Annotated in this window: 17 protein-coding genes and 1 pseudogene; 10 read left to right on the forward strand and 8 right to left on the reverse strand. The window is 65.3% G+C overall.

Going from position 1 to position 21000, the window contains the following annotated elements; genetic code table 11:
- Both ACN0WF_RS17870 and ACN0WF_RS17875 read left to right on the forward strand, forming a co-directional pair.
- A pseudogene (locus ACN0WF_RS17870) lies at positions 1-257 on the forward strand (methyl-accepting chemotaxis protein); the annotation flags it as partial.
- A 204-nt stretch (positions 258-461) separates the two neighbouring features.
- Positions 462-1583, forward strand: a complete 1122-nt coding sequence (locus tag ACN0WF_RS17875; protein ID WP_417774120.1) for a M20 family metallopeptidase — start codon at positions 462-464, stop codon at positions 1581-1583.
- Positions 1584-1666: 83 nt separating this feature from the next.
- Here the strand turns inward: ACN0WF_RS17875 and ugpC are convergent, their stop codons facing one another.
- From ugpC to ugpB, 4 genes are all read right to left on the reverse strand, one after another.
- The gene (gene ugpC, locus ACN0WF_RS17880) at positions 1667-2725 is read right to left on the reverse strand and encodes a sn-glycerol-3-phosphate ABC transporter ATP-binding protein UgpC (RefSeq protein WP_417774121.1); all 1059 of its coding nucleotides are present in this window, start codon (positions 2723-2725) and stop codon (positions 1667-1669) included.
- Positions 2726-2731: 6 nt separating this feature from the next.
- Complete coding sequence (gene ugpE / locus ACN0WF_RS17885) at positions 2732-3568, reverse strand: sn-glycerol-3-phosphate ABC transporter permease UgpE (protein ID WP_417774193.1); 837 nt, start codon at positions 3566-3568, stop codon at positions 2732-2734.
- Positions 3569-3576: 8 nt separating this feature from the next.
- The gene (gene ugpA / locus ACN0WF_RS17890; protein ID WP_417774122.1) at positions 3577-4458 is read right to left on the reverse strand and encodes a sn-glycerol-3-phosphate ABC transporter permease UgpA; all 882 of its coding nucleotides are present in this window, start codon (positions 4456-4458) and stop codon (positions 3577-3579) included.
- Positions 4459-4576: 118 nt separating this feature from the next.
- Positions 4577-5896 (reverse strand): sn-glycerol-3-phosphate ABC transporter substrate-binding protein UgpB, encoded by a 1320-nt coding sequence (ugpB, locus tag ACN0WF_RS17895; RefSeq protein ID WP_417774123.1) that lies wholly within the window; start codon positions 5894-5896, stop codon positions 4577-4579.
- A 665-nt stretch (positions 5897-6561) separates the two neighbouring features.
- Between ugpB and ACN0WF_RS17900 the strand changes: the two genes are divergently transcribed.
- The 7 genes from ACN0WF_RS17900 (at position 6562) to ACN0WF_RS17930 (ending at position 15670) form a co-directional block, all read left to right on the forward strand.
- Positions 6562-8034: a replicative DNA helicase gene (locus tag ACN0WF_RS17900; RefSeq protein WP_417774124.1), complete on the forward strand. Its 1473-nt coding sequence runs from the start codon at positions 6562-6564 to the stop codon at positions 8032-8034.
- Between the two features lie 14 nt (positions 8035-8048).
- On the forward strand, positions 8049-9194 hold the full coding sequence (alr, locus tag ACN0WF_RS17905; RefSeq protein ID WP_417774125.1) for an alanine racemase: 1146 nt from the start codon (positions 8049-8051) through the stop codon (positions 9192-9194).
- Positions 9194-10585 (forward strand): DNA repair protein RadA, encoded by a 1392-nt coding sequence (radA, locus tag ACN0WF_RS17910; RefSeq protein ID WP_417774126.1) that lies wholly within the window; start codon positions 9194-9196, stop codon positions 10583-10585. Before alr ends, radA begins: the two co-directional genes overlap by 1 nt.
- Positions 10586-10759: 174 nt before the next feature.
- The gene (locus ACN0WF_RS17915) at positions 10760-11410 is read left to right on the forward strand and encodes a CvpA family protein (RefSeq protein ID WP_417774127.1); all 651 of its coding nucleotides are present in this window, start codon (positions 10760-10762) and stop codon (positions 11408-11410) included.
- A gap of 168 nt (positions 11411-11578) precedes the next feature.
- Entirely contained in the window at positions 11579-13066 is a 1488-nt protein-coding gene (gene purF / locus ACN0WF_RS17920) for an amidophosphoribosyltransferase (protein WP_417774194.1), read from the forward strand.
- Between the two features lie 24 nt (positions 13067-13090).
- Positions 13091-13834 carry an SDR family NAD(P)-dependent oxidoreductase gene (locus ACN0WF_RS17925; RefSeq protein WP_417774128.1) on the forward strand — a complete coding sequence of 248 codons (744 nt, stop codon included), beginning with the start codon at positions 13091-13093 and terminating at the stop codon, positions 13832-13834.
- Between the two features lie 372 nt (positions 13835-14206).
- Positions 14207-15670: an autotransporter outer membrane beta-barrel domain-containing protein gene (locus tag ACN0WF_RS17930; RefSeq protein ID WP_417774129.1), complete on the forward strand. Its 1464-nt coding sequence runs from the start codon at positions 14207-14209 to the stop codon at positions 15668-15670.
- Positions 15671-15879: 209 nt separating this feature from the next.
- Here the strand turns inward: ACN0WF_RS17930 and der are convergent, their stop codons facing one another.
- The 4 genes from der to ACN0WF_RS17950 all read right to left on the reverse strand — a co-directional run bounded on the left by der (position 15880) and on the right by ACN0WF_RS17950 (position 20281).
- Complete coding sequence (gene der / locus ACN0WF_RS17935; RefSeq protein ID WP_417774130.1) at positions 15880-17313, reverse strand: ribosome biogenesis GTPase Der; 1434 nt, start codon at positions 17311-17313, stop codon at positions 15880-15882.
- Positions 17314-17464: 151 nt separating this feature from the next.
- Positions 17465-18790, reverse strand: coding sequence for a PQQ-binding-like beta-propeller repeat protein (locus ACN0WF_RS17940; protein WP_417774131.1), 1326 nt, complete (start codon positions 18788-18790; stop codon positions 17465-17467).
- Complete coding sequence (locus ACN0WF_RS17945; protein ID WP_417774132.1) at positions 18787-19464, reverse strand: tetratricopeptide repeat protein; 678 nt, start codon at positions 19462-19464, stop codon at positions 18787-18789. Before ACN0WF_RS17945 ends, ACN0WF_RS17940 begins: the two co-directional genes overlap by 4 nt.
- Before the next feature lie 241 nt (positions 19465-19705).
- The gene (locus ACN0WF_RS17950; RefSeq protein WP_417774133.1) at positions 19706-20281 is read right to left on the reverse strand and encodes an NnrU family protein; all 576 of its coding nucleotides are present in this window, start codon (positions 20279-20281) and stop codon (positions 19706-19708) included.
- Positions 20282-20532: 251 nt separating this feature from the next.
- On the opposite strand from ACN0WF_RS17950, the gene ACN0WF_RS17955 reads away from it, so the two are divergent.
- On the forward strand, positions 20533-20805 hold the full coding sequence (locus ACN0WF_RS17955; RefSeq protein WP_417774134.1) for a PilZ domain-containing protein: 273 nt from the start codon (positions 20533-20535) through the stop codon (positions 20803-20805).
- Positions 20806-21000: the final 195 nt, after the last annotated feature.

Raw genomic sequence — 21000 nt, forward strand, 5'->3', positions numbered from 1 at the left:
TGAACGCCATCGCCGCAGCCATCGCCGCAGCCGTCGAGCAGCAGGGCGCGGCAACCGGCGAGATCGCACGCAACGTCGAGGAAGCCTCGCGCGGCACGCAGGAAGTCACCGAGAACATCCTCGGCGTCTCCCACGCAGCCGGTGAAACCAAGACCGCAGCCGGCGACGTGACAACCGCAGCCGCAGCAGTCAATCGCGATGCGACCGCCCTCAAGCGAGAGGTGGAGAGCTTCCTCACCGGCGTCCGCGCCGCCTGAAGCTTCCCCCTTCCTTGCAAGAACAAAACGCCGCCGGGGCAAAACGCTCCGGCGGCGTTTTCGTTGGTGACCGTGCCCGCGGCGGCCTTTGCATGTCCTCCCCGATTGCACCACAATCAGGCAATTGCCCCTCGCGTGCCGCCACCTGGCGCGCTATCACTGACATCCCACCCGCTTTTTCTTCCACATCGCACGAGGATCGATATGACGCTGTCGTCAGAGGAGCTGCTTGCCGGTTTGCTGGACTGGGTACGCATCGAAACACACACGCCGGACACCGCCGGACTGAACAGTCTTATGGACCTGGTCGAGAGCCAGGCACGCGCCTTCGGCGCCACCTGCGAGCGCTTTCCCGGCGTCGACGGGCACGGCGATCATCTGCTCGTATCCTCGCCCTGGGGCGATCATTCCAAGCCCGGCGTGCTGCTCCTCAGCCACCTCGACACCGTTCACCCGAAGGGCACAATCGACAAGGATCTGCCGATCCGCATCGAGGGCGACAAGTGCTTCGGCCCCGGCATCTGCGACATGAAGGGCGGCGCCTACAACGGGCTTGCCGCCATGCGTGCTATCGCCGCCTCCGGCGTGACACCGCCGCTCGCCGCACGCATTCTCTTCACCTCCGATGAGGAGGTCGGCAGCCCGACCTCACGCGCGCTGATCGAGAAGATCGGCGACTGGGCGAAATACGCGCTCGTCACCGAACCGGCGCGCAACGGCGGCCACATCGTCACCGCACGCAAGGGCGTCGGCCGCTTCACGCTCAAGGTCGAGGGCCGCCCCTCCCACGCCGGCGCCCGCCATTGGCAGGGCCGCAGCGCGGTCACCGAGCTCGCCCACCAGATCATCGCACTGGAGGCAATGACGGACTATGACCGCGAGATCACCGTCAACGTCGGCCAGATCACCGGCGGTACAGGCACCAACGTCGTGCCGCAGTTCGCCTCCGCCGAGATCGACCTGCGCGTGCCGACCCTGGCCGCCGCGGACGAAATGGTCGCCCGCATCTCCGGCCTGACGCCGAAGACGCCCGACACGAAACTGATCGTCACCGGCGGTATGAACCGTCCGCCCTTCGAGCAGACGGCGGCAGGCAAGGACCTCTTCGACCGCGCCGAAGTGCTGGCCAGGGAAATTGGTTTCGAGCTTGTCGGAGAGAAGACGGGCGGTGGCTCCGACGGCAACTTCATCGCCCAGAAGGTCGCAACGCTGGATGGCCTCGGCCCGGACGGCGACGATGTGCATACGCTCAACGAGCACATCCTTGTGTCGACGCTGGCGCCCCGCATGCAGCTCCTGAAGCGCCTGATGGAAACGCTCGACTGATCCTTCCGGCCCGTTCGCCGGGCATGAAAAAAGGCAGGGACGGTGCGCCGCCCCTGCCTTTCTCTTTGTCCCGCGCCGTTTTCTCAGGCGTGGTCCGGCAGACGTTTTTCGTCAGCGCCGAAATAGTGCAGGTCCGAGACCGCGCAGGTGAGGTGGAGCCGCGCGCCCTTCTCCGGAATGGCCTCACTCGCCGGGATCCGCGCGATCATCCGCTCGCCGTCGTCGAGACGCAGATGAATGAGCGTCTCCGCACCGAGCGCCTCGGCGATCACGACCTCGCCCGAGAGCACCGCATCCGCTTCCCCGCAAAATGCCAGATGCTCGGGCCGTACGCCGACCGTCACCGCCCCCTTGGAGGGGTCCGCCGTCTCTGCCACCGCCTTCAGCAGACCGTTCTCGCGCAGCCGCTCGACTGACAGGAAGTTCATCGGCGGCGAGCCGATGAAGCTGCCGACAAAGACGCTCGCTGGCTTCTGATAGACCTGAAGCGGCGTGCCGACCTGTTCGGCGATACCACCGTTCATGACAATGATGCGGTCGGCCATGGTCATCGCCTCGACCTGGTCGTGCGTCACATAGAGCGAGGTCACGCCGAGCCGTGCCTGCAAGGTCTTGATTTCGACGCGCATCTGCACCCTGAGCTTGGCGTCGAGGTTCGACAGCGGTTCGTCGAACAGGAACACCGACGGCTTGCGCACGATGGCCCGCCCCATGGCGACACGCTGACGCTGACCGCCCGAAAGCGCGCGCGGCTTGCGCTCCAGATAGGGCTCCAGCTCCAGCATCTTGGCCGCCGTAGCGACCCGGTCGGCGATCTCCGCCTTGGGAAGGCCTGCGATCTTCAGCCCGTAGGCCATGTTGTCGAAGACGCTCATATGCGGATAGAGCGCGTAATTCTGGAACACCATCGCGATGTCGCGCTCGCGCGGCTCCAGCGCGTTGACGACGCGATCGCCAATGCGGATCTCGCCGGAGGTGACCGTCTCGAGTCCCGCAACCATGCGCAGGAGCGTGGACTTGCCGCAGCCGGAAGGGCCGACGATGACGATCAGTTCGCCGTCGGCGATCTCCGCGTCGACCCCGTGAATGACTTCCATCGGGCCATAGGACTTGCGGACTTTGGAAAAGGCGATTTGTGCCATGGCTCGTTATTTCTCGCTTTCCACGAGGCCCTTCACGAAGAGCCTCTGCATGAACACGACGACAGCGACCGGCGGCAGCATGGCGAGCAGCGTGGTCGCCATGATCACGGGCCAGTCCGCAATGTCGTCACCGGAGGGGAACATCTGCTTGATGCCCATGACGATGGTGTTCATCTCCGGCTTTGTGGTGATGAGGAGCGGCCAGAGGTACTGGTTCCAGCCATAAAGGAACATGATGACGAAGAGCGCCGCGATGTTCGTGCGCGACATCGGCACCAGGATATCGACGAAAAAGCGGATGGGCCCTGCCCCGTCGACACGCGCCGCCTCGACCAGTTCGTCCGGTACGGTCATGAAGAACTGGCGGAACAGAAAGGTTGCCGTCGCCGAGGCGATGAGCGGCAGGATCAGTCCGCCATAGGTGTTCAGCATGCCGAACCCGGCCACGACCTCATAGGTCGGGACGATACGCACCTCGACCGGCAACATCAGCGTCAGGAAGATGAGCCAGAAGAACGCCATCCGGAACGGGAAGCGGAAATAGACGATCGCGTAGGCCGACAGGATCGAAATCGAGATCTTGCCGACGGTGATGCCGATCGCCATCACGAAGGAATTGAAGAGCATTGTCAGCACGGGCGCGTTCACGCCCTGCGTCAGCGCCTTTGCGTAGTTCTCGAAGAAATGCCCGCCCGGCAGCAACGGCATGGGCGGACGCGCGATTTCGGGCTGCGTCACCGTCGAGGCCACGAAGGCCAGATAGATCGGGAAGCAGATGAGGAGGATGCCGGCAATAAGCCCAATATGCGTGAGCCAGGTGCTGACACCGCGTTTCTCGACCATGCCGCTCATCAGTAGTGCACCTTCCGTTCGACATACCGGAACTGGACGATCGTCAGGATTCCGACCAGGAACAGCAGGATCACCGACTGCGCCGCCGACGACCCGAGATCCTGGCCGACGAAGCCGTCCGAATAGACCTTGTAGACAAGGATCGTCGTCGCCTGCTGCGGCCCGCCGGCGGTGATCGTATGGATCACGCCAAAGGTCTCGAAGAAGGCGTAGACGACGTTGACGACGAGCAGGAAGAAGGTCGTTGGCGAAAGAAGCGGGAAGACGATGGTCCAGAACCGCCGCCAGAAACTCGCCCCGTCGATGGCCGCCGCCTCGATGACGCTCTTGGGGATCGCCTGAAGCCCGGCCAGGAAGAACAGGAAGTTGTAGCTGATCTGCCGCCAGGCCGAGGCAACCACCACAAGTCCCATCGCCTCGCCGTCGTTGAGGACGTGATTCCAGTCGTAGCCGATCGCGTTCAGATACCAGGCAACGAGGCCGACGTTCGGGTTGAACATGAACAGCCACAGCACGCCGGCGACGGCGGGGGCGATCGCATAGGGCCAGACCAGCAATGACTTGTAGAGCGTCGCCCCCTTGATGACGCGATCCGCCATCACCGCCAGCCAGAGCGCGGCTCCCATCGAAAGCAGCGTCACCAGCGTCGAGAAGATCACCGTCGTCTTGAAGGAGGCGAGATAATAGGGATCGCTCAGCAGGAACTCGAAGTTCCCGAAACCGACGAACTGGGTGCTGAGGCCGAAGGGGTCGGGAATGAACGCCGACTGATAGATGGCCTGCCCGGCCGGCCAGAAGAAGAAGACCAGCGTCACTGCGATCTGCGGCGCGAGCAGCAGGTAGGGCAGCAGCCGGTCGTTGAAGACGACGCGCTTTTGCATCGGCGGCTCACGATCAGGCGTTGAAACGGAAACGAGACAGGCAGGGCCGCCGGTTTACCCGACCTTCCTGCCTGCCACTGGCGCGGGCGCAATGCCCGCGCCGCTCATGTGCAAAAGGTCAGCGGTTGGCCTGCTCGAAGCGACGCAGCAGCTTGTTGCCACGCTCCACCGCGTTGTCGAGCGCTGCCTGCGCGTCCTTGTCGCCCGACCACACAGCCTCGAGCTCCTCGTCGATGATGCCGCGGATCTGGTCGAAGTTGCCGAGCCGGATGCCCTTGGAGTTCGGCGTCGGCGCCTTGCCCGTCATCTGGATGACGGCAACATCGGTGCCCGGGTTCTCCTTGTAGAAGCCGGCAGCCTTGGTCTGCTCGTAGGCAGCCATCGTGATCGGCAGGTAGCCGGTATCCTGATGCCATTTCGCCTGAATGTCAGCGGAGGACAGGAAGTTCAGGAACTGCGCGACACCCGGATACTCGGTCGCATCATGGCCGGACATGACCCACAGCGAGGCGCCGCCGATGATGGTGTTCTGCGGAGCGCCCTCGACGTTGTCCCAATAGGGAAGCGGGCGAATGTCAAAAGCGAACTCCGCTTCGGACTTCACACCGGCGTAACCAGCCGAGGATTCGGTGAACATGGCGCATTCGCCGGAGCGGAAGCGCGCGCCGCCCTCGTTGCGGCGGCCGGAATAGACGAACTGGCCGTTCTTGGCCCACTCACCCATCTTGCCGATATGCGCGACCTGCACCGGGCCGTTGAACTCGAGCTTGGCGTCGAAGCCGGCAAAGCCGTTCTCCTGCGAAGCGAAGGGTACATTGTGGTAGGCGGAGAGGTTCTCAAGCTGCACCCAGCTCTGCCACGCGGTGGTCAGCGGGCAGCTGGAGCCCGACGCCTTGAGCGCATCGAGCGCCTCCTCGACCTTGCCCCAGGTCGACAGGTCCATGTCCGGATCGAGACCGGCCGCCGACAGGGCGTCGCGGTTCACGTACAGAACCGGCGTGGAGGAGTTGTAGGGCAGCGAAAGCATCTGCCCATCGGTGTTCGTATAGTAGCCGGAAACCGCTGCGAGATAGGCGTCGGGATCGAAGTCGCTCTTGGTCTCGGCCATCAGCTCATAGACAGGCTTGATCGCGCCCTTGGCCGACATCATCGTCGCGGTGCCGACCTCGAAGACCTGAAGAATGTGCGGCTGCTCCCCAGCGCGGAAGGCGGCGATGCCGGCGTTCAGCGTCTCGGAGTAATTGCCCTTGAAGGAGGGAACGACGACGTAGTCTTCCTGCGAGGCGTTGAACTTCTCGACCTGCTCGTTGAGCAGCTCGCCGAGGCGGCCGGTGAAAGCGTGCCAGAACTGGATCTCGGTCGCGGCAAGAGCGCTCGAAGCGCTGCCTGCGAGGAAGGTCGCGGCCGCGAGAGCCGCAAGAGTCTTGCGATATGCCATTGTTTTCTCCCTGAAACGGGTTGGTCCCGTTCTTTGGATGCCTCCTGCCGGATCCGGACGATCTGCCGGCAGATGGAAACATCCGCATTTCGTATCGTTTTCATATGAACGCGAAAATTCGCTCACATGAACCCTATATGACGATTTTTAGCCGGTTGTGTACAGGGGGAAATGCCATTCCCCGGATGCGCTTCCGCAGTACAAAGCCGAACCGTCAAATCGCCGCGAATGTGCGAGCCGGTCTTTGCGGCCTCGCCAGCTCGACGCCCCTCCCCCTGGATACGGAAACACCAGCCGCCGCCGGCTTCCCGCACCGCGAAGGCGGCACCTGGCAGGCTAGGTAACGTTTTCATATGAATGCGAAATGTCGCTCACATGAACGTTCCGCGACAGTTGCGCCTCGGCTTGGCGCTCCCGTATTGCGATGCCCTGCCGAGCAGGCGAAGACGTCCGCCTCCTGAAGAGAAACTCTTTCACGCGGCAACAAACACCGACACCGGCGGCGTTCCGCAAGCGGACAGTGCGGGCACCGTCAACCGGCGCGCGGAGTCAAGTGGATATGTCGGCTTTTCCCCCTTACCCAGCGCCTGGCGACGCGTTCCGGATCGCCCCTTCCCTCGCCGCAGCGCCTCGGTTAGGACAGAGGAGATCAACGGGGAAGCGAGATGAAGGCAACGGCACCGGCGAACGATGTGAACGCCGCGACGATGCGCGTGTCGCCGCATAACGCGGAGGCGGAGCGCCAACTTCTCGGCGCAATCATCGTCAACAACGAGACCTACTACCGCGTGTCCGATTTCCTGGAGCCGGCGCATTTTTTCATCGCGCCGCACCGGGATGTCTACGAGAAGGCCGGGCAGTTGATCCGTGCCGGCAAGGTCGCCTCGCCGGTGACGCTGAAGACATTCTTTCCTCACGACGCGAAGATCGCCGACATTCCGGCCGCTCAATATGTGCTGCGCCTGGCCGCCGACGCCACCTCGATCATCAACGCGGAGGACTACGGCCGGGCAATCTATGACCTTGCGACCCGGCGGAACCTGATCCGCATTGGCGAAGACATGGTCAACATCGCCTATGACGCGCCGATCGACATGCCGCCGGGCGCGCAGATCGACGATGCCGAGCGGCGCCTGTTCGAGCTTGCCGAGAAAGGCCGCTCCGACGCGGGCTTCGTCTCGTTCGGCGACGCCCTGACGGCGACCATCGAGATGGCCGCGGCCGCCTACCAGCGCGAAGGCGCGCTCTCCGGACTTGCCACCGGCATGCGCGCGCTCGACGGGCTCATGGGCGGACTTCAGCATTCGGACCTGATCGTGCTTGCCGGCCGGCCTGCCATGGGCAAGACCTCGCTTGCAACCAACATCGCCTATAATGTCGCCGAAGCCTATATGGCGGAGGAACAGCCCGACGGCACGATCAAGACGATCAATGGCGGCATCGTCGGCTTTTTCTCGCTGGAAATGTCGGCCGAACAGCTGGCAACCCGTATCATTTCCGAGCAGACGGAGATTTCCTCCTCGAAGATCCGCCGCGGCGACATCCACGAGCATGACTTCGAAAAGCTGGTCGCCGCCTCGCAGACGATGCAGAGCGTGCCGCTTCACGTCGACCAGACGGGCGGTATCTCCATCGCCCAGCTTTCGGCCCGTGCCCGGCGACTGAAGCGACAGCGCGGCCTCGACCTGCTGATCGTCGACTATATCCAGCTTCTCAGCGGCTCATCCAAGAACTCGGGAAACCGCGTCCAGGAGATCACCGAGATCACCACGGGTCTCAAGGCGCTGGCCAAGGAGCTGAACGTCCCGATCATCGCCCTGTCACAGCTCTCGCGTCAGGTCGAATCGCGCGACGACAAGCGTCCGATCCTCTCCGACCTTCGCGAATCCGGCTCCATCGAGCAGGACGCCGACGTGGTGCTCTTCGTGTATCGTGAGGAATATTACCTTGCCAAAGCCATTGGCCAGGAAGCAACGCCGGAAGACATGGAGAAGCTCGACCGCGCCCGCAATCGCGCCGAGGTGATCATCGCCAAGCAGCGTCACGGCCCCACCGGCACCGCCCACCTGCACTTCCAGGGCGAATTCACCCGCTTCTCCGATCTGGCCGAGGCCGACCGGCTCCCGGAACCGCATTGAACGACAAGCCCCGGATGACCACAGACCTCACACAGGCCGGAGACAACGGTCGCATCACCATCGACCTTGCCGCGCTCGGCGAGAACTGGCGGGCGCTCGCAGCCCTCACCGGCCCCGCCACCGAATGCGGCGCCGCGGTGAAGGCCGATTGCTATGGCATTGGCGTCGACAAGGGGTTGCCGGCTCTCTGGCGGGCCGGCGCGCGCACGTTCTTTGTTGCCACGCCGCAGGAAGGCCAGGAGGCGCGTCGCCTTCTGCCCGACGCGACGCTTTACATCCTGAACGGTCTCTACCCGGGAGCCAGCGCCTTCTACGCCGCGCACGGCCTGCGCCCGGTGCTCGGATCCGCCGAGGAACTGCGCGAATGGGCCGGCTTTGCAAGTGAAACGCTTGCCCCGCTCGAGGCCGCCCTTCATGTCGATACCGGCATCAGCCGTCTCGGCTTGTCGCGCGAGGAGGCGCATGCCGCCGCCGATGGAACACTGACCGGATCGCCCTTCCGGCCCGCCATGGTGATGTCGCATCTCGCCTGCGCGGACACGCCCGCCAATCCGATGAGCGCGCTCCAGCGGCAGCGTTTCCTTGAGCTGTCGGCGCTGTTTCCCGGCGCGCGCCGCTCGCTCGCCAATTCCGCCGGCGTCTTCCTCGGCCCGGACTACCACTTCGAACTCGCCCGCCCCGGCATCGCGCTCTATGGCGCACGCGCGGCGGAGAGCGCGCAAAGCCGTCTGGCGACGGTCGTCACCCTTGAGGCGCGGGTTCTCCAGACGCATCTGCTGCGCAAGGGCGAGACAATCGGCTATGGCGCGACCTACACCGCGACCGCCGATACCCGTGTCGCCATGATCGCCTCCGGCTATGCGGACGGTTATCTGCGCTCCTCGGGCTCGACCGACGACAGGCCGGGCGCGGAGGTCTTCGCCGGCGGCAAGCGTCTCCCGGTCATTGGTCGCGTCTCGATGGACATGCTCGGCATCGACGCCTCGGCGCTGGGAGAACAGGAGCTTGCCCGAGGCGATTTCGTCGAACTCTTCGGCGCGAACCTGCCGGTAGACGATACGGCGGAGCGCGCGGGAACGATCCCTTACGAGTTTCTCACCGGCCTCGGCCACCGCTACGCCCGCCGCTATGTCGGCGCAGGTTCCGAAGAGACCGGCTGATGGCGCGGCGCGGGTCCTCCTTCGTCTGCCAGAACTGCGGCGCGGTCACCTCCAAATGGGCTGGCCGCTGCGAGGCCTGCGGCGAGTGGAACACCATCGTCGAGGAACGCGAAGGCGCGGGCGTCGGCGGATCGCCGAACGCCATCTCGCGCAAGCGCGGCCGTGTGGTCCCCCTTGTCGGCCTGACCGGCGAAAGCGAGGTGCCGGCGCGCATCATCACCAAGGTCGGCGAACTTGATCGCGTGACCGGTGGCGGCTTCGTCCGGGGGTCGGCGCTCCTGGTTGGCGGCGATCCGGGCATCGGCAAGTCGACGCTGCTGATCCAGGCCGCCGCCCGCGTCGCCCGGCTGGGCCACAAGGCCGTCTATATCTCCGGCGAGGAAGCCATCGACCAGGTGCGCCTGCGCGCCGCGCGCCTCGGCCTTGCCGACGCGCCCGTGGGCCTTGCCGCGGAAACCAGCGTCGAGGACATTCTCGCAACGCTTTCGGCCGGACCTCCGCCGGCACTGGTCATCATCGATTCGATCCAGACCCTGTGGACGGAAACGGTGGATTCGACGCCGGGCACCGTCACCCAGGTGCGCGCCGCCGCCCAGGCGCTGGTGCGCTACGCCAAGTCCAGCGGCGCGACGGTCATTCTCGTCGGCCATGTCACCAAGGACGGTCAGATCGCCGGCCCGCGCGTGGTCGAGCACATGGTCGACGCCGTGCTCTATTTCGAGGGCGACGGCGCGCACCAGTACCGCATCCTGCGCTCGGTCAAGAACCGCTTCGGCGCCACCGACGAGATCGGTGTCTTCGAGATGACCGACAAGGGTCTGTCGGAGGTCGCCAATCCATCGGCCCTCTTTCTTGGAGAGCGCAACGGCCGCACGCCGGGCTCCGCCGTCTTCGCCGGCATCGAGGGCACCCGTCCGCTGCTGATCGAGATCCAGGCGCTGGTCGCGCCCTCGCCGCTGGGCACCCCGCGCCGCGCCGTCATCGGCTGGGATAGCGCCCGCCTGTCTATGATCCTGGCGGTGCTCGAAGCCCGCTGCGGCGTGCGCTTCTCGCAGAACGACGTCTACCTGAACATTGCCGGCGGCATCCGCGTCACCGAGACCGGAGCCGACCTTGCGGTAGCCGCAGCCCTGATATCCTCGTTGAGCGGGGTTGCCCTTGCAGCCGATTGCGTCTATTTCGGCGAAGTCGGGCTCTCGGGTGCGGTCAGGGCGGTCTCGCAAGCACCAAGCCGCCTCAAGGAAGCCCAAAAGCTCGGGTTTACCTCTGCCTTCGTACCGGAAGCCAATGCGGGCGACGGCAAGGGCGATGCCGGTCTGGTGACGGGCTTGAGCGAACTCTCCGATCTCGTGGCGCGCATCGCCGCCGGATCGGCCGCGCAGGAAACGTGAAACGGGGCACGCCCCGACATCGACGCCCCCGCGAGGGGGCCGATTTCCTGACCCGGCTGAGGACGGATCGGGTATGATCTCCGGCCGGTTCAGCCCCGGCAGGACAACGACACCGCATCAGATCCACGCGGATGAAAGTGGATCGACCACGTCGCTCAGGGACCAAGCCGAGCAATGCCGATCACGCTTCTCGACGGAATCCTTCTCGTCATCATGCTTCTGTCGGCCGTTCTGGCCATGATCCGCGGGTTTGTCCGCGAGGTCCTGTCCATCGCGTCCTGGGTGGCAGCGGCGGTGGCCGCCTTCTTTCTCTATGATCAGGCCCTGCCCTTCGTGCAGTCCTATATCAGCAACGAGAAGGTCGCCCTCGGCGTTTCGGTCGCCGGCGTGTTCCTGGTGACGCTGATCATCGTCAGCTACATCACCATGCGCATTTCCGACTTCGTGCTGGACAGCCGCATCGGCGCGCTCGACCGCACCCTCGGCTTCGTCTTCGGCGCCCTGCGCGGCATGCTGCTGGTGGTCGTGGCCATGCTCTTCTTCAACTGGTTCGTTCCCGCGCAGGAGCAGCCGCAGTGGATCGCCAACGCCAAGTCGAAGCCGATGCTCGAGGCAGTGGGCGACAAGCTGATTGCCGCCCTGCCGGAAAATCCGGAAGCCGCGCTGCTTGACCAGATCCGCAAGGCACGCGAACAAGGCGGACAGCCCGCCTCTACGGCCCCGGGCAATTCCGATGCGCCGGCCACCGGCGAGGACAAGGGTTACACCAATCGCGAGAGCCAGGGGCTCGATCAGCTGATCACCTCCGGCTCCAACGCCAACTGAACCGCCCAGGCGGCAGACCCGGACGCGCGCGCGGGGCCAAGGGCGCGCTTGCGTTTCGGAAACGAGCGAACCGGACCGCCCCCCGGGATCCGGTCGCGAACGCGATTTGCCACGGGTACTCCCGCCCGTCCGGCAATCAGGAGCAAGGCAATGGCCGACGCTGTGACTATGCACGCAAATCCCCGTCCCAACGTTTCCATCGATTTCTCGCGCGAGGAACTCGACGGCGACACGCTGCGCGAGGAGTGCGGCGTTTTCGGCATTCTCGGACATGACGACGCCGCGGCGATCACCGCGCTCGGTCTGCATGCGCTTCAGCACCGCGGCCAGGAAGCCGCCGGCATCGTCACCTTCGACGGCAACCAGTTCCGCTCCGAGCGCCACCTCGGCCTCGTCGGGGACCATTTCTCCGACGCCGAGACCATCGGCAAGCTGATCGGCCCCTACGCCATCGGCCATGTGCGCTACTCGACCTCGGGCGAAACGATCCTGCGCAATGTTCAGCCGCTGTTCGCCGAACTCGACGGCGGCGGCTTCGCGGTCTGCCACAACGGCCATTTCACCAACGCCATGACGCTTCGCAAGAAGCTGATCAAGGACGGCGCGATCTGTCAGTCCACCTCGGATTCCGAGGTGGTGCTCCAGCTCGTCGCCCGCTCGCGCAAGAGCAAGATCGTCGACCGCTTCATCGAGGCGATCACCCAGATGGAAGGGGCGTTCTCGCTGGTGGCGCTGACCAGCAAGAAGCTCATCGGCGCGCGCGATCCCTTCGGCATCCGCCCGCTGGTGCTCGGCGACCTCAACGGCGCGCCGATCTTTGCCTCCGAGACCTGCGCGCTCGACATCATCGGCGCCAAGTTCATCCGTGAGGTCGAGAACGGCGAGGTGGTGGTCTGCACCCCCGGCGGCATCGAGAGCCACTTCCCGTTTGGCCGCCGTCCGGCCCGCCCCTGCATCTTTGAATACGTCTACTTCTCCCGCCCGGATTCGATCCTCGGCGGGCGCAGTGTCTACAACGTGCGCAAGGAGTTCGGGCGCCAGCTCGCCCTCGAGACCCAGGTCGAGGCCGATGTCGTGGTTCCCGTTCCCGACTCCGGCGTTCCCGCGGCGCTCGGCTACGCCGACGAATCCGGCGTTCCCTTCGAGCTCGGCATCATCCGCAACCACTATGTGGGCCGCACCTTCATCGAGCCGACCCAGCAGATCCGCACGCTCGGCGTCAAGCTGAAGCACTCGGCCAACCGCGCCCAGATCGAGGGCAAGCGCGTCGTGCTTATCGACGACAGCCTCGTGCGCGGCACCACGTCGGTGAAGATTGTGCAGATGATCCGCGATGCGGGCGCGCGCGAGGTGCACTTCCGCCTCGCTTCGCCGCCGATCCGCTTCTCCGACTATTACGGTATCGATACGCCGGTGCGCGAGAAGCTGCTGGCGGCAAAATACAGCCTCGAGGAAATGCGCAACTACATTGGAGCGGACACCCTCGCCTTCCTGTCGGTCGACGGCATCTACAAGGCGATCGGCTACGAGGGCCGCAACGACGAGCAGCCGCAGTTCACCGACCATTGCTTCACCGGCGACTATCCGACGCCGCTGACAGACATGGCCGAGGACGGCGACGTCTCGCACCTGCCGCGCCTCGTCGAGGTCGGCTGATCAGGGAATTGGGATAATCAGGGCATGACCAAGCGTTTCGAAGGACGGGTCGCCGTTGTCACCGGCGCCTCGCGCGGTATCGGCTACTTCACGGCCAAGGCTCTCGCGGCCGAGGGCGCGCATGTGGTGGCGCTCGCGCGCACCGTCGGCGGACTTGAGGAGCTCGACGACGAGATCCGCGCTGTCGGCGGTCAGGCGACGCTCGTTCCCGTGGATCTCTCCGACTACGACGCCATCGACCGTCTGGGTGCTGCGATCTACGAGCGCTGGAAGAAGCTCGACGTGCTGATCGGCAACGCCGGTATCCTTGGCGGACTGTCGCCGCTCGGACATGTCGAACCCAAGACCTGGGACCAGGTCATGGCGATCAACGTCACGGCGAACTGGCGCCTGATTCGCTCGCTCGATCCACTGCTGCGCCAGTCCGACGCTGGTCGTGTGGTGTTTCTGTCCTCGGGCGCCGCGCACAAGTGCAAGGCCTATTGGGGCCCCTACTCGGTCTCCAAGGCCGCGGTCGAGGCTCTGGTGCGCACCTATGTGGCCGAAACCATGCAGACCCCGATCACGGGCATGCTGGTCAATCCGGGTCCGATGCGTACTGCCATGCGCGCGCAGGCAATGCCCGGCGAGGATCCGCAGACGCTTCCCCACCCTTCCGAGATCGCTCCCTTCCTGGTCGACCTGGCGTCCCCGGAGAACACTGCCAACGGACAGCTCTTCGATTTCCCCTCCAGGGAAATTCGCGACTTCGTTCAGGTCGCATCCTGAGCTTGCAGAGGGCGTGCGCCACCGCACGCCCTCGCCTGTCTCCCCTTCGGTGCGAATCCCCCTTGCACCAAGGGCGTCACCGCGCCCACGCGCCCTCCCTTGCTTTTGCGCCAGATCGACTTCGCCTTGCGAAGGTCGCCAGGCAGCAAAGCGGCATGACGCCCCGCACCCAACACGGCCTCTCCGTCCCCGCAACAGGCGGCCGCTGCTTAAGCTTGTGTCGTTTCTGCCACGAACCGTGACATTTTCCTGCCTCCGCTATTTTTGCCAATACGGTCAACCCGAGAGAACGTATAGCGTTCTCTTTGTGGCGCGCCGCGCGCGCGAAGACGTGAACCGTTGCCCTCCGTATTTTTGATCAGGACGCCTTTCATGATCTCCATCCGCCTCATTTGCGGGTCCGCCGCGCTCGCCACCGTCGCCTGCGCCGGCCTCGTCCTCTCTCCGACGTCCGCAAGTGCGGCACCGCTTCCGGGCTACTCCTCGCCGGGTTGCACCGCGGTCAATGGCGGGGCGTTCAATCTCAGTGCGAACCCTGCACAGCAGTACAGTTCGCACGTACAGAGCGGCTTTGTGGCGGGTGACGAACTGACCTTCAACATCACCGTCACCGACCCGGGTTCCGACCAGTGGTGGATCACCAACGAGAAAAATTCGCTTCTCGAAGGCACAAGCAATATAAGCGGCACGCGTTCCTACACGGTGACCGGAACGGACGACAACACGCTCACGGAAGTCGTGCGCGTGCAGTCCACGATGCCGGTGACGAGAAACGTCACCGTCACCGCGAGCTGCTCGCCGGGACCCAAGCCCCCGTCAGTGACCAACGACAGCGACAAGCTGACCTCGGTGCAGGCCAACGGTTCGCGCATGGCCGCCAGCACCTCGGGTGCGGCGATCACGGAAGCTGCCTCCGCAGGCACCGCGGCTGCCTTCGGCGGTGCGACGCCCTTCTCCGTCGGACCGAACGGCATCACGCTCAACTTCGCCGCCTCCCAGCCGCGCCGCGACGCCGCGGCCCGCGCCCGTGGCGCCTTCGCGGCGCTCGGCTTCGCCGATGATGGCACGCAACTGCCGGCGGAAGAGCAGCGGATCAACCTGTGGGCCAACGTTCGCGGCAGCTGGCTGACCAACAGCATCGACGGTAGCCACGTCAACGCCACCCTCGGCCTTGGCTACAAGATCACGCCAGACCTGGTGCTGGGCGCCTTCGCCGGCGCGGAGACGTTCGACTACGACTTCAACACCCTGGCCGGCAAGCTCAAGGGCACCGGCGGCACGGTCGGCGCCTATGCGGGCTGGCGGATACTGCCGGCGCTGCGGCTCGACGGCATGGTCGGCTGGAGCGGGCTGAACTACGATGCGACCGCCGGCACCGCGACCGGCTCGTTCGATGCCTCGCGCTGGATCGTCTCCGGCGGCCTGACGGGCAACCACATGTTCGGTGACGTGGTGCTCGCCCCCTCGGCGAAGCTCTACGTCCTGTGGGAGGACCAGGATGCCTACACGGACAGCCTTGGCGCCGCCCATGCCTCGGTCAACTCCTATGTCGGCCGCGCCTCGCTCGGTGGCCGCGTGAGCCGCGCCTACGCGTTCTCGGACGGCATGAGCATCACGCCCTATATCGACCTTTACGGCGACTGGCGCTTCTCCGACGACGGCCTGGCCGGCACGCCGGACACGGGCGCCGAGGACGGCCTGTCCGCGCGCACCGGCGCCGGCTTCGCGCTCTCGACCTCGCGCGGCATCGCCGTCTCGCTTGGCGGAGAGGTCGGGGGGCTCGGCCAGGACACACAGATCTGGTCCGCTTCGGGCCGTCTGAGTGTTCCTTTCTAAGCAGGACGAAATCGGAAGATGACAAGGGGCTGGCAGCAATGCCGGCCCCTTTTCTTTTCGGTGTCACGCGCCCCTGCGCGGCGGGTCGTGCCGTCCCTCAACCGCACATGACACAAAAGGCCTCGCGCAAGACGAGAAAAGGGCGCCCGTCATCTGACGCGGCGCCCTTCCTGTCCGTTTCTCTTGTGCCGATTCCGGCGTGACCCCGATTACTGGATCTTGCGCTTGCGCGCCTTTTCCGCATAAGGGTTTTCGCCCTTTCGGTAGCTCAGCCGGATCGGTGTTCCGGGCATGTTGAAATACTCGCGCAGGCCATTGACCAGATAGCGGGTATAGCTCTCCGGAAGCGCCTCGTGACGCGAACAGAACACGACGAAATGCGGTGGACGCGCCTTCACCTGGGTGAGGTAGCGCAGCTTGATGCGCCGACCGGAAACGGCGGGAGGCGGATGATGGGTGATCACACCATCGAGCCAGCGGTTGAGGCGTGATGTCGAGATGCGCCGGTTCCACATCTCGTTCGCCTGGAACGCCGCCTTCATCAGCTTGTCGATACCCCGCCCGTGCAGTCCGGACATTGTGATGATCGGCACGCCGCGGATCTGGTTGAGATAGCGTTCGTTGGCGTCAGAAATCACCTGCATGGACTCGTCGCGGTCCTCGATCAGGTCCCACTTGTTGATGGCGATGACGACCGCGCGCCCCTCGCGGGCGACAAGATCAATGATCTGCAGGTCCTGCTTCTCGAAGGGGATCGTCGCGTCAAGCGTGACGATCACCACTTCGGCGAACTTGATCGCCCGCAACGCGTCGGCGACGGAAAGCTTCTCGAGCTTCTCCTGGACACGCGCCTTGCGGCGAATGCCGGCGGTGTCGAAGAGCTTCACATGCTTGTCCTGCCACACCCACTCGACGGAGATGGAATCGCGCGTGATACCCGCTTCCGGCCCCGTTAGCAGACGGTCCTCGCCAAGCATGCGGTTGATCAGCGTCGACTTGCCCGCATTCGGCCGGCCGACGACGGCGACGCGCAGCGGTCGGCCGATGCTGCCAGCCTCCGGGCCCTTGACCTCCTCGTCGTCCTCGTCCTCGACCGCGACATCCACATTGGCAACCGCCTCCGCGCCTGCGTGGATCTCTTCCTCGGACGCCTCCACGATGGGCAGCAAGGCGTCATAGAGATCGGAAAGTCCCTCGCCGTGCTCCGCCGACATGGCGATCGGATCGCCGAAGCCGAGGCCGAAGGCCTCGTAGAGCCCGCCTTCGCCAGCACGTCCCTCCGCCTTGTTGGCGATGAGGATCACCGGCGTGTCGCTGCGCCGCAGGATGTTGGCGAAATGCTTGTCGCTCGGGGTAAGTCCGGCGCGCGCGTCGATGACGAACAGAACCGCGTCGGCATCCCGGATGGCCTCGTCGGTCTGCGCGCGCATCCGTCCCTCGAGCGAGCGGGCGTCCGCCTCCTCAAGTCCGGCGGTGTCGAGGATGGTGAAGCGCAGGTCGCCGAGGCGCGCTTCCCCCGCACGCCGGTCGCGCGTCACGCCCGGCGTGTCGTCGACAAGCGCCAACCGCTTGCCGACGAGGCGGTTGAAGAGCGTGGACTTGCCGACGTTCGGTCGTCCGATAATGGCGATGGTAGCTGTCACGGTATCAAGTATCCAAAAACGCGAATGTCCGAAAGCATTAGCACCTTCGCAACATCAGGCAAGAAAGACGTCATCCCGCGCCAGGCTCCGGCCCGACGCGGGATGCGGGTGTTCGGCGGTGCGCCCCGGCCGGAAGCCGGGCGACACGCGATCAGTTGAAGGCGACGACGTCGCCCTTGGACGTGATGACGACCATCCGCCCACCGGCGATAATCGGCGTCACATAGACATCCTCCGACGTCTCGGCCGACCCGAGAAGCCGGCCCGAAGCCGCATCGACGCGCGCCAGTCGCCCGTCGCTCGAGGCCGCGACCAGGACGCCATTGGCGAGAACCGGCCCGGCCCAGTTGATACGGCTCTTCTTGCGGCCTTCCACATTCGGCAGAACCGTGCGCCACAGCGGCTCGCCGGTCTTGCGATTGATCGCGACCAGACGGCTCTCGATGTCGATCAGGAAGATTGCATTGCCGGAGACGATCGGCGTGTGCTGCGAGCCGACGTCCTGCTCCCACAGGCGTTCGCCGGTCTTGAGCCTGGAGGCAACCAGGCGGCCGGAAATGCCCGAGGCATAGACCGTATCGCCAGAGATGACGGGGCTTGCCGACACGTCGCTGAGGCCCGATACGGCGCGGGTGCGATAGGAACGCGTCACGCCCTCGATCCACTTCGGCTCGCCGGACTTGATGTCGAGCGCCATCACCTCGCCGGAGGTGAAGGGAACCACGACCGTTCCACCAGCGATGGCCGGATTGGCGAACGCGAGCAGGCCCGCGCTCTCGGCGATGCCGGCATAGACCCAGCGTTCCTCACCATCGGCCTGGGCAAGCGCATGCACCTCGCCGGTCTGGGTCACGGCAAACACCGTGCCGCCGGAGGCTGCCGGGGCCTGACGCGCGGGCGCCGAGATATCCTTGCTCCACAAGACCGCGCCGCTGGCCGCATCGAGAGCGGCAAGCTGGCCATAGCCGGTGGCGGCATAAACACGGCCGTTGTCGACGGCAACGCCGCCGCCGGATGCGACGTCGTTTTCGCCCTCAGGCCGCAGCGAGCGGCGCCACAGGCGTCCGCCGCTGGAGGAAAGCGCCGTCACGTCGCCGTTCTGGCTGTAGATGAAAATGCGGCTGCCGTCCGTGACCGGACGCGCAGCGATGCGCACCGAACCGGAGAACATGCCCCCGCCGCTGCCGCCGACCGAAGCCCGCCAGGCCCGGCCGCCGGTGATAGAGGCGGCCACGTTGCCCGGATCGTTGGCGGCGTTGCCCGCACCCTGGGTCCAGGTCACGCTCGATGCGGAACCGATGGATGCCGTCCCGCTGGACGCCTCGCGAGCCGCGTCGGTGCTGTCGAACAGCGCCTCGCGCTCACCCGGCAGGACCGTGTCCTTGGAAAAAGGATTGAGATCGGACACCGTCTCGCAGCCTGCGAGCGCCAGTGACCCGGCGAGCAGCGCCGCCCACTTGAAGGTGGATACCGTCATTGCGAATCGGCCTCTTTCTTCGGCGCGCCCTCGGTGGCGTCGAGCACCTCGATCAGCGTACGGGCCCGCGTCACCACGTCGTTGGGTGCGCCCTCGGCCTCGATGATGCCGGCCGCCCAGTCGCGCGCCGCCTTGAGATCGCCGGCCTTCCACGACGCCAGCGCAAGTCCCTCGCGCGCCAGAAGCCGCCACTCGCCGTCTTCCTTGTCGAGCGGCTCGAGGCGGCTGCGTGCGCCCTCGAAGTCCTGCGCGTCGAGCGCGAGATATCCGGCCCGAAGCCGCGCCACTTCCCGGAAGGCCGCCGGTGCCTTGCCGTCGGCGGCGAAAGCGTCATAGGCGGCAAGCGCCTCGTCCGTCTTGCCGGCCTGCGCGAGCAGCGCCGCGTTGCGCATGCGCGCCAGGACGGGATAGCCGCCAGCTGCGTCGGAAAGCTCCGCGAGCTTGGCCTCGGCCTCGACATATTTCCCGTCGTCGGCGAGTCGCACCGCTTCGACGAAGACGTCGCCGGCCTGCTGGGCTGCCTGCTCCTGCCAGTACAGCCAGCCACGATAGGCGGCCGTACCGACGACGATGAGAACGGCGATTGCGATCAGGTAAGCTCCGAAACGGTCCCAGAGCTTCTTATACCGCTCGTGCCTGATCTCCTCGTCGACCTCGCGAAAAATGTCCGACATACGCTGAAAATTCCTGACGATGACTGTGATGTGGAGGCCTTGCGCCCGCGCGGCGCCACCATATCCATTTGCCTCTTTACTGGCAAACGGCCTTTCCGCCTCGCAAGGAAGCTATTTTCAGGCAGCCGGCCAAGCGAAACCGGACCGCCCGGCACGCGATCCTCCCCTCGCCTTCCTTCGTGGCGCAAGTGAGGCAGGAGAGGCGCGCCTGCGCGCGCCGCCCCCGGCAGCGCGGCGGCGATCAGATGATCGGCACGCCGATCAGCCATTGGTGCAGGAAGGCGACGAAGAGCCCGTAGATGGCCAGGCCGACCACAATGGCGATCACATCCCATTTGGCGGAAACCGTGGTGGCCGCCCCGCCACCAATGTTGCCGCGCCGCTTCAGCGAGATCCGGTCGATAACACCCCAGGCGAGGAATCCGCCGAAAAGCAGCAGGGAGGCGGCGTCGCCGTTGACCAGCAGATGGGACAAGGCCCAGATCTTGACGGCGAGAATCATCGGATGCTTGACCCGCTTCTTGATATGGCCCGCCGGCATTTCGGCGGCGGCCAGAAGCACGAAGACCGGAAGCATGAGCAGCATCACCAGGTGACGCAGCCAGAATGGCGGATCATAGACAACGATCGGGCCCTGCGCCCGCGCTAGGCCGTAGCCGTAGATGACGAGCACAAGCCCCGCGAGCGCGATGACCGAATAGCCAAGCTTGTATGGCATGGCGCCGAACCGCGCGCGTAGCGCGTCCCGCCGCGCCGGAAACGCGGGAAGAAGGTGGATTCCCAGAAACACCACCAACCCGATGATCAACACGCTCATGACTGCAGGTCCTCTCGCTTTCGGCTGGATGCCCTGCCAACGGAATGCCTGTTGCCCGGAAGCGGGTCAAGGTTATTGCGGCGCCGCGGCAACCGTCGCAAACCGAGGCCTGCCGGCCACAGTCGGGCCTGGAATGCCGCGACTGCACAAAATGCCAAGAATTGTTCTTATTGCAGCCGCAAGGGGGTGGATTGTTAAGTTCAACCGGTTTTAGTTAGTGCCGGTTGTCGCTTCAAGCGCGGACCTTGGACATGAGCAATATCGACCGGCGCAGCAGCCCTCGCCACCGGACACTGAAGAGCGGGAAGATCGTTCTGGACAACCAGATCAGTGTCTTCGACTGCAGGGTTCGCAATTTGTCCGACGATGGGGCGCTTTTGAAGCTGCCAAGCACCGTCGGCGTACCCGACCGGTTCCTGCTGCAGATCGTCAACGAGGACATCAACGTCCACGCGGTCGTACGCTGGCGGACCGGAACAGAACTCGGCGTGCAATTCGAGCAGCCGATCGAACCCACCACCTGACGCGAGAACGGCCTCCTGCGCGTGCCGGGCACCCTGCCGCATGCCGTAGCGCGCGCCTGTCGTTCGCAGCCCTAGCGCAAGATCCCGCCTCAGCCGGCTTGCCGGACGCGCCTGCCGCGATGTAAGGGACGTGAAGGGAGAGAGCCGCGCGACCGGCCGCAGCCGTCATGCGCCGCCAGGCGTCGACACGGCGGC

The sequence above is a fragment of the Stappia sp. genome (assembly GCF_048268045.1).
In the GTDB taxonomy this organism is placed as follows: Bacteria; Pseudomonadota; Alphaproteobacteria; order Rhizobiales; family Stappiaceae; genus Stappia.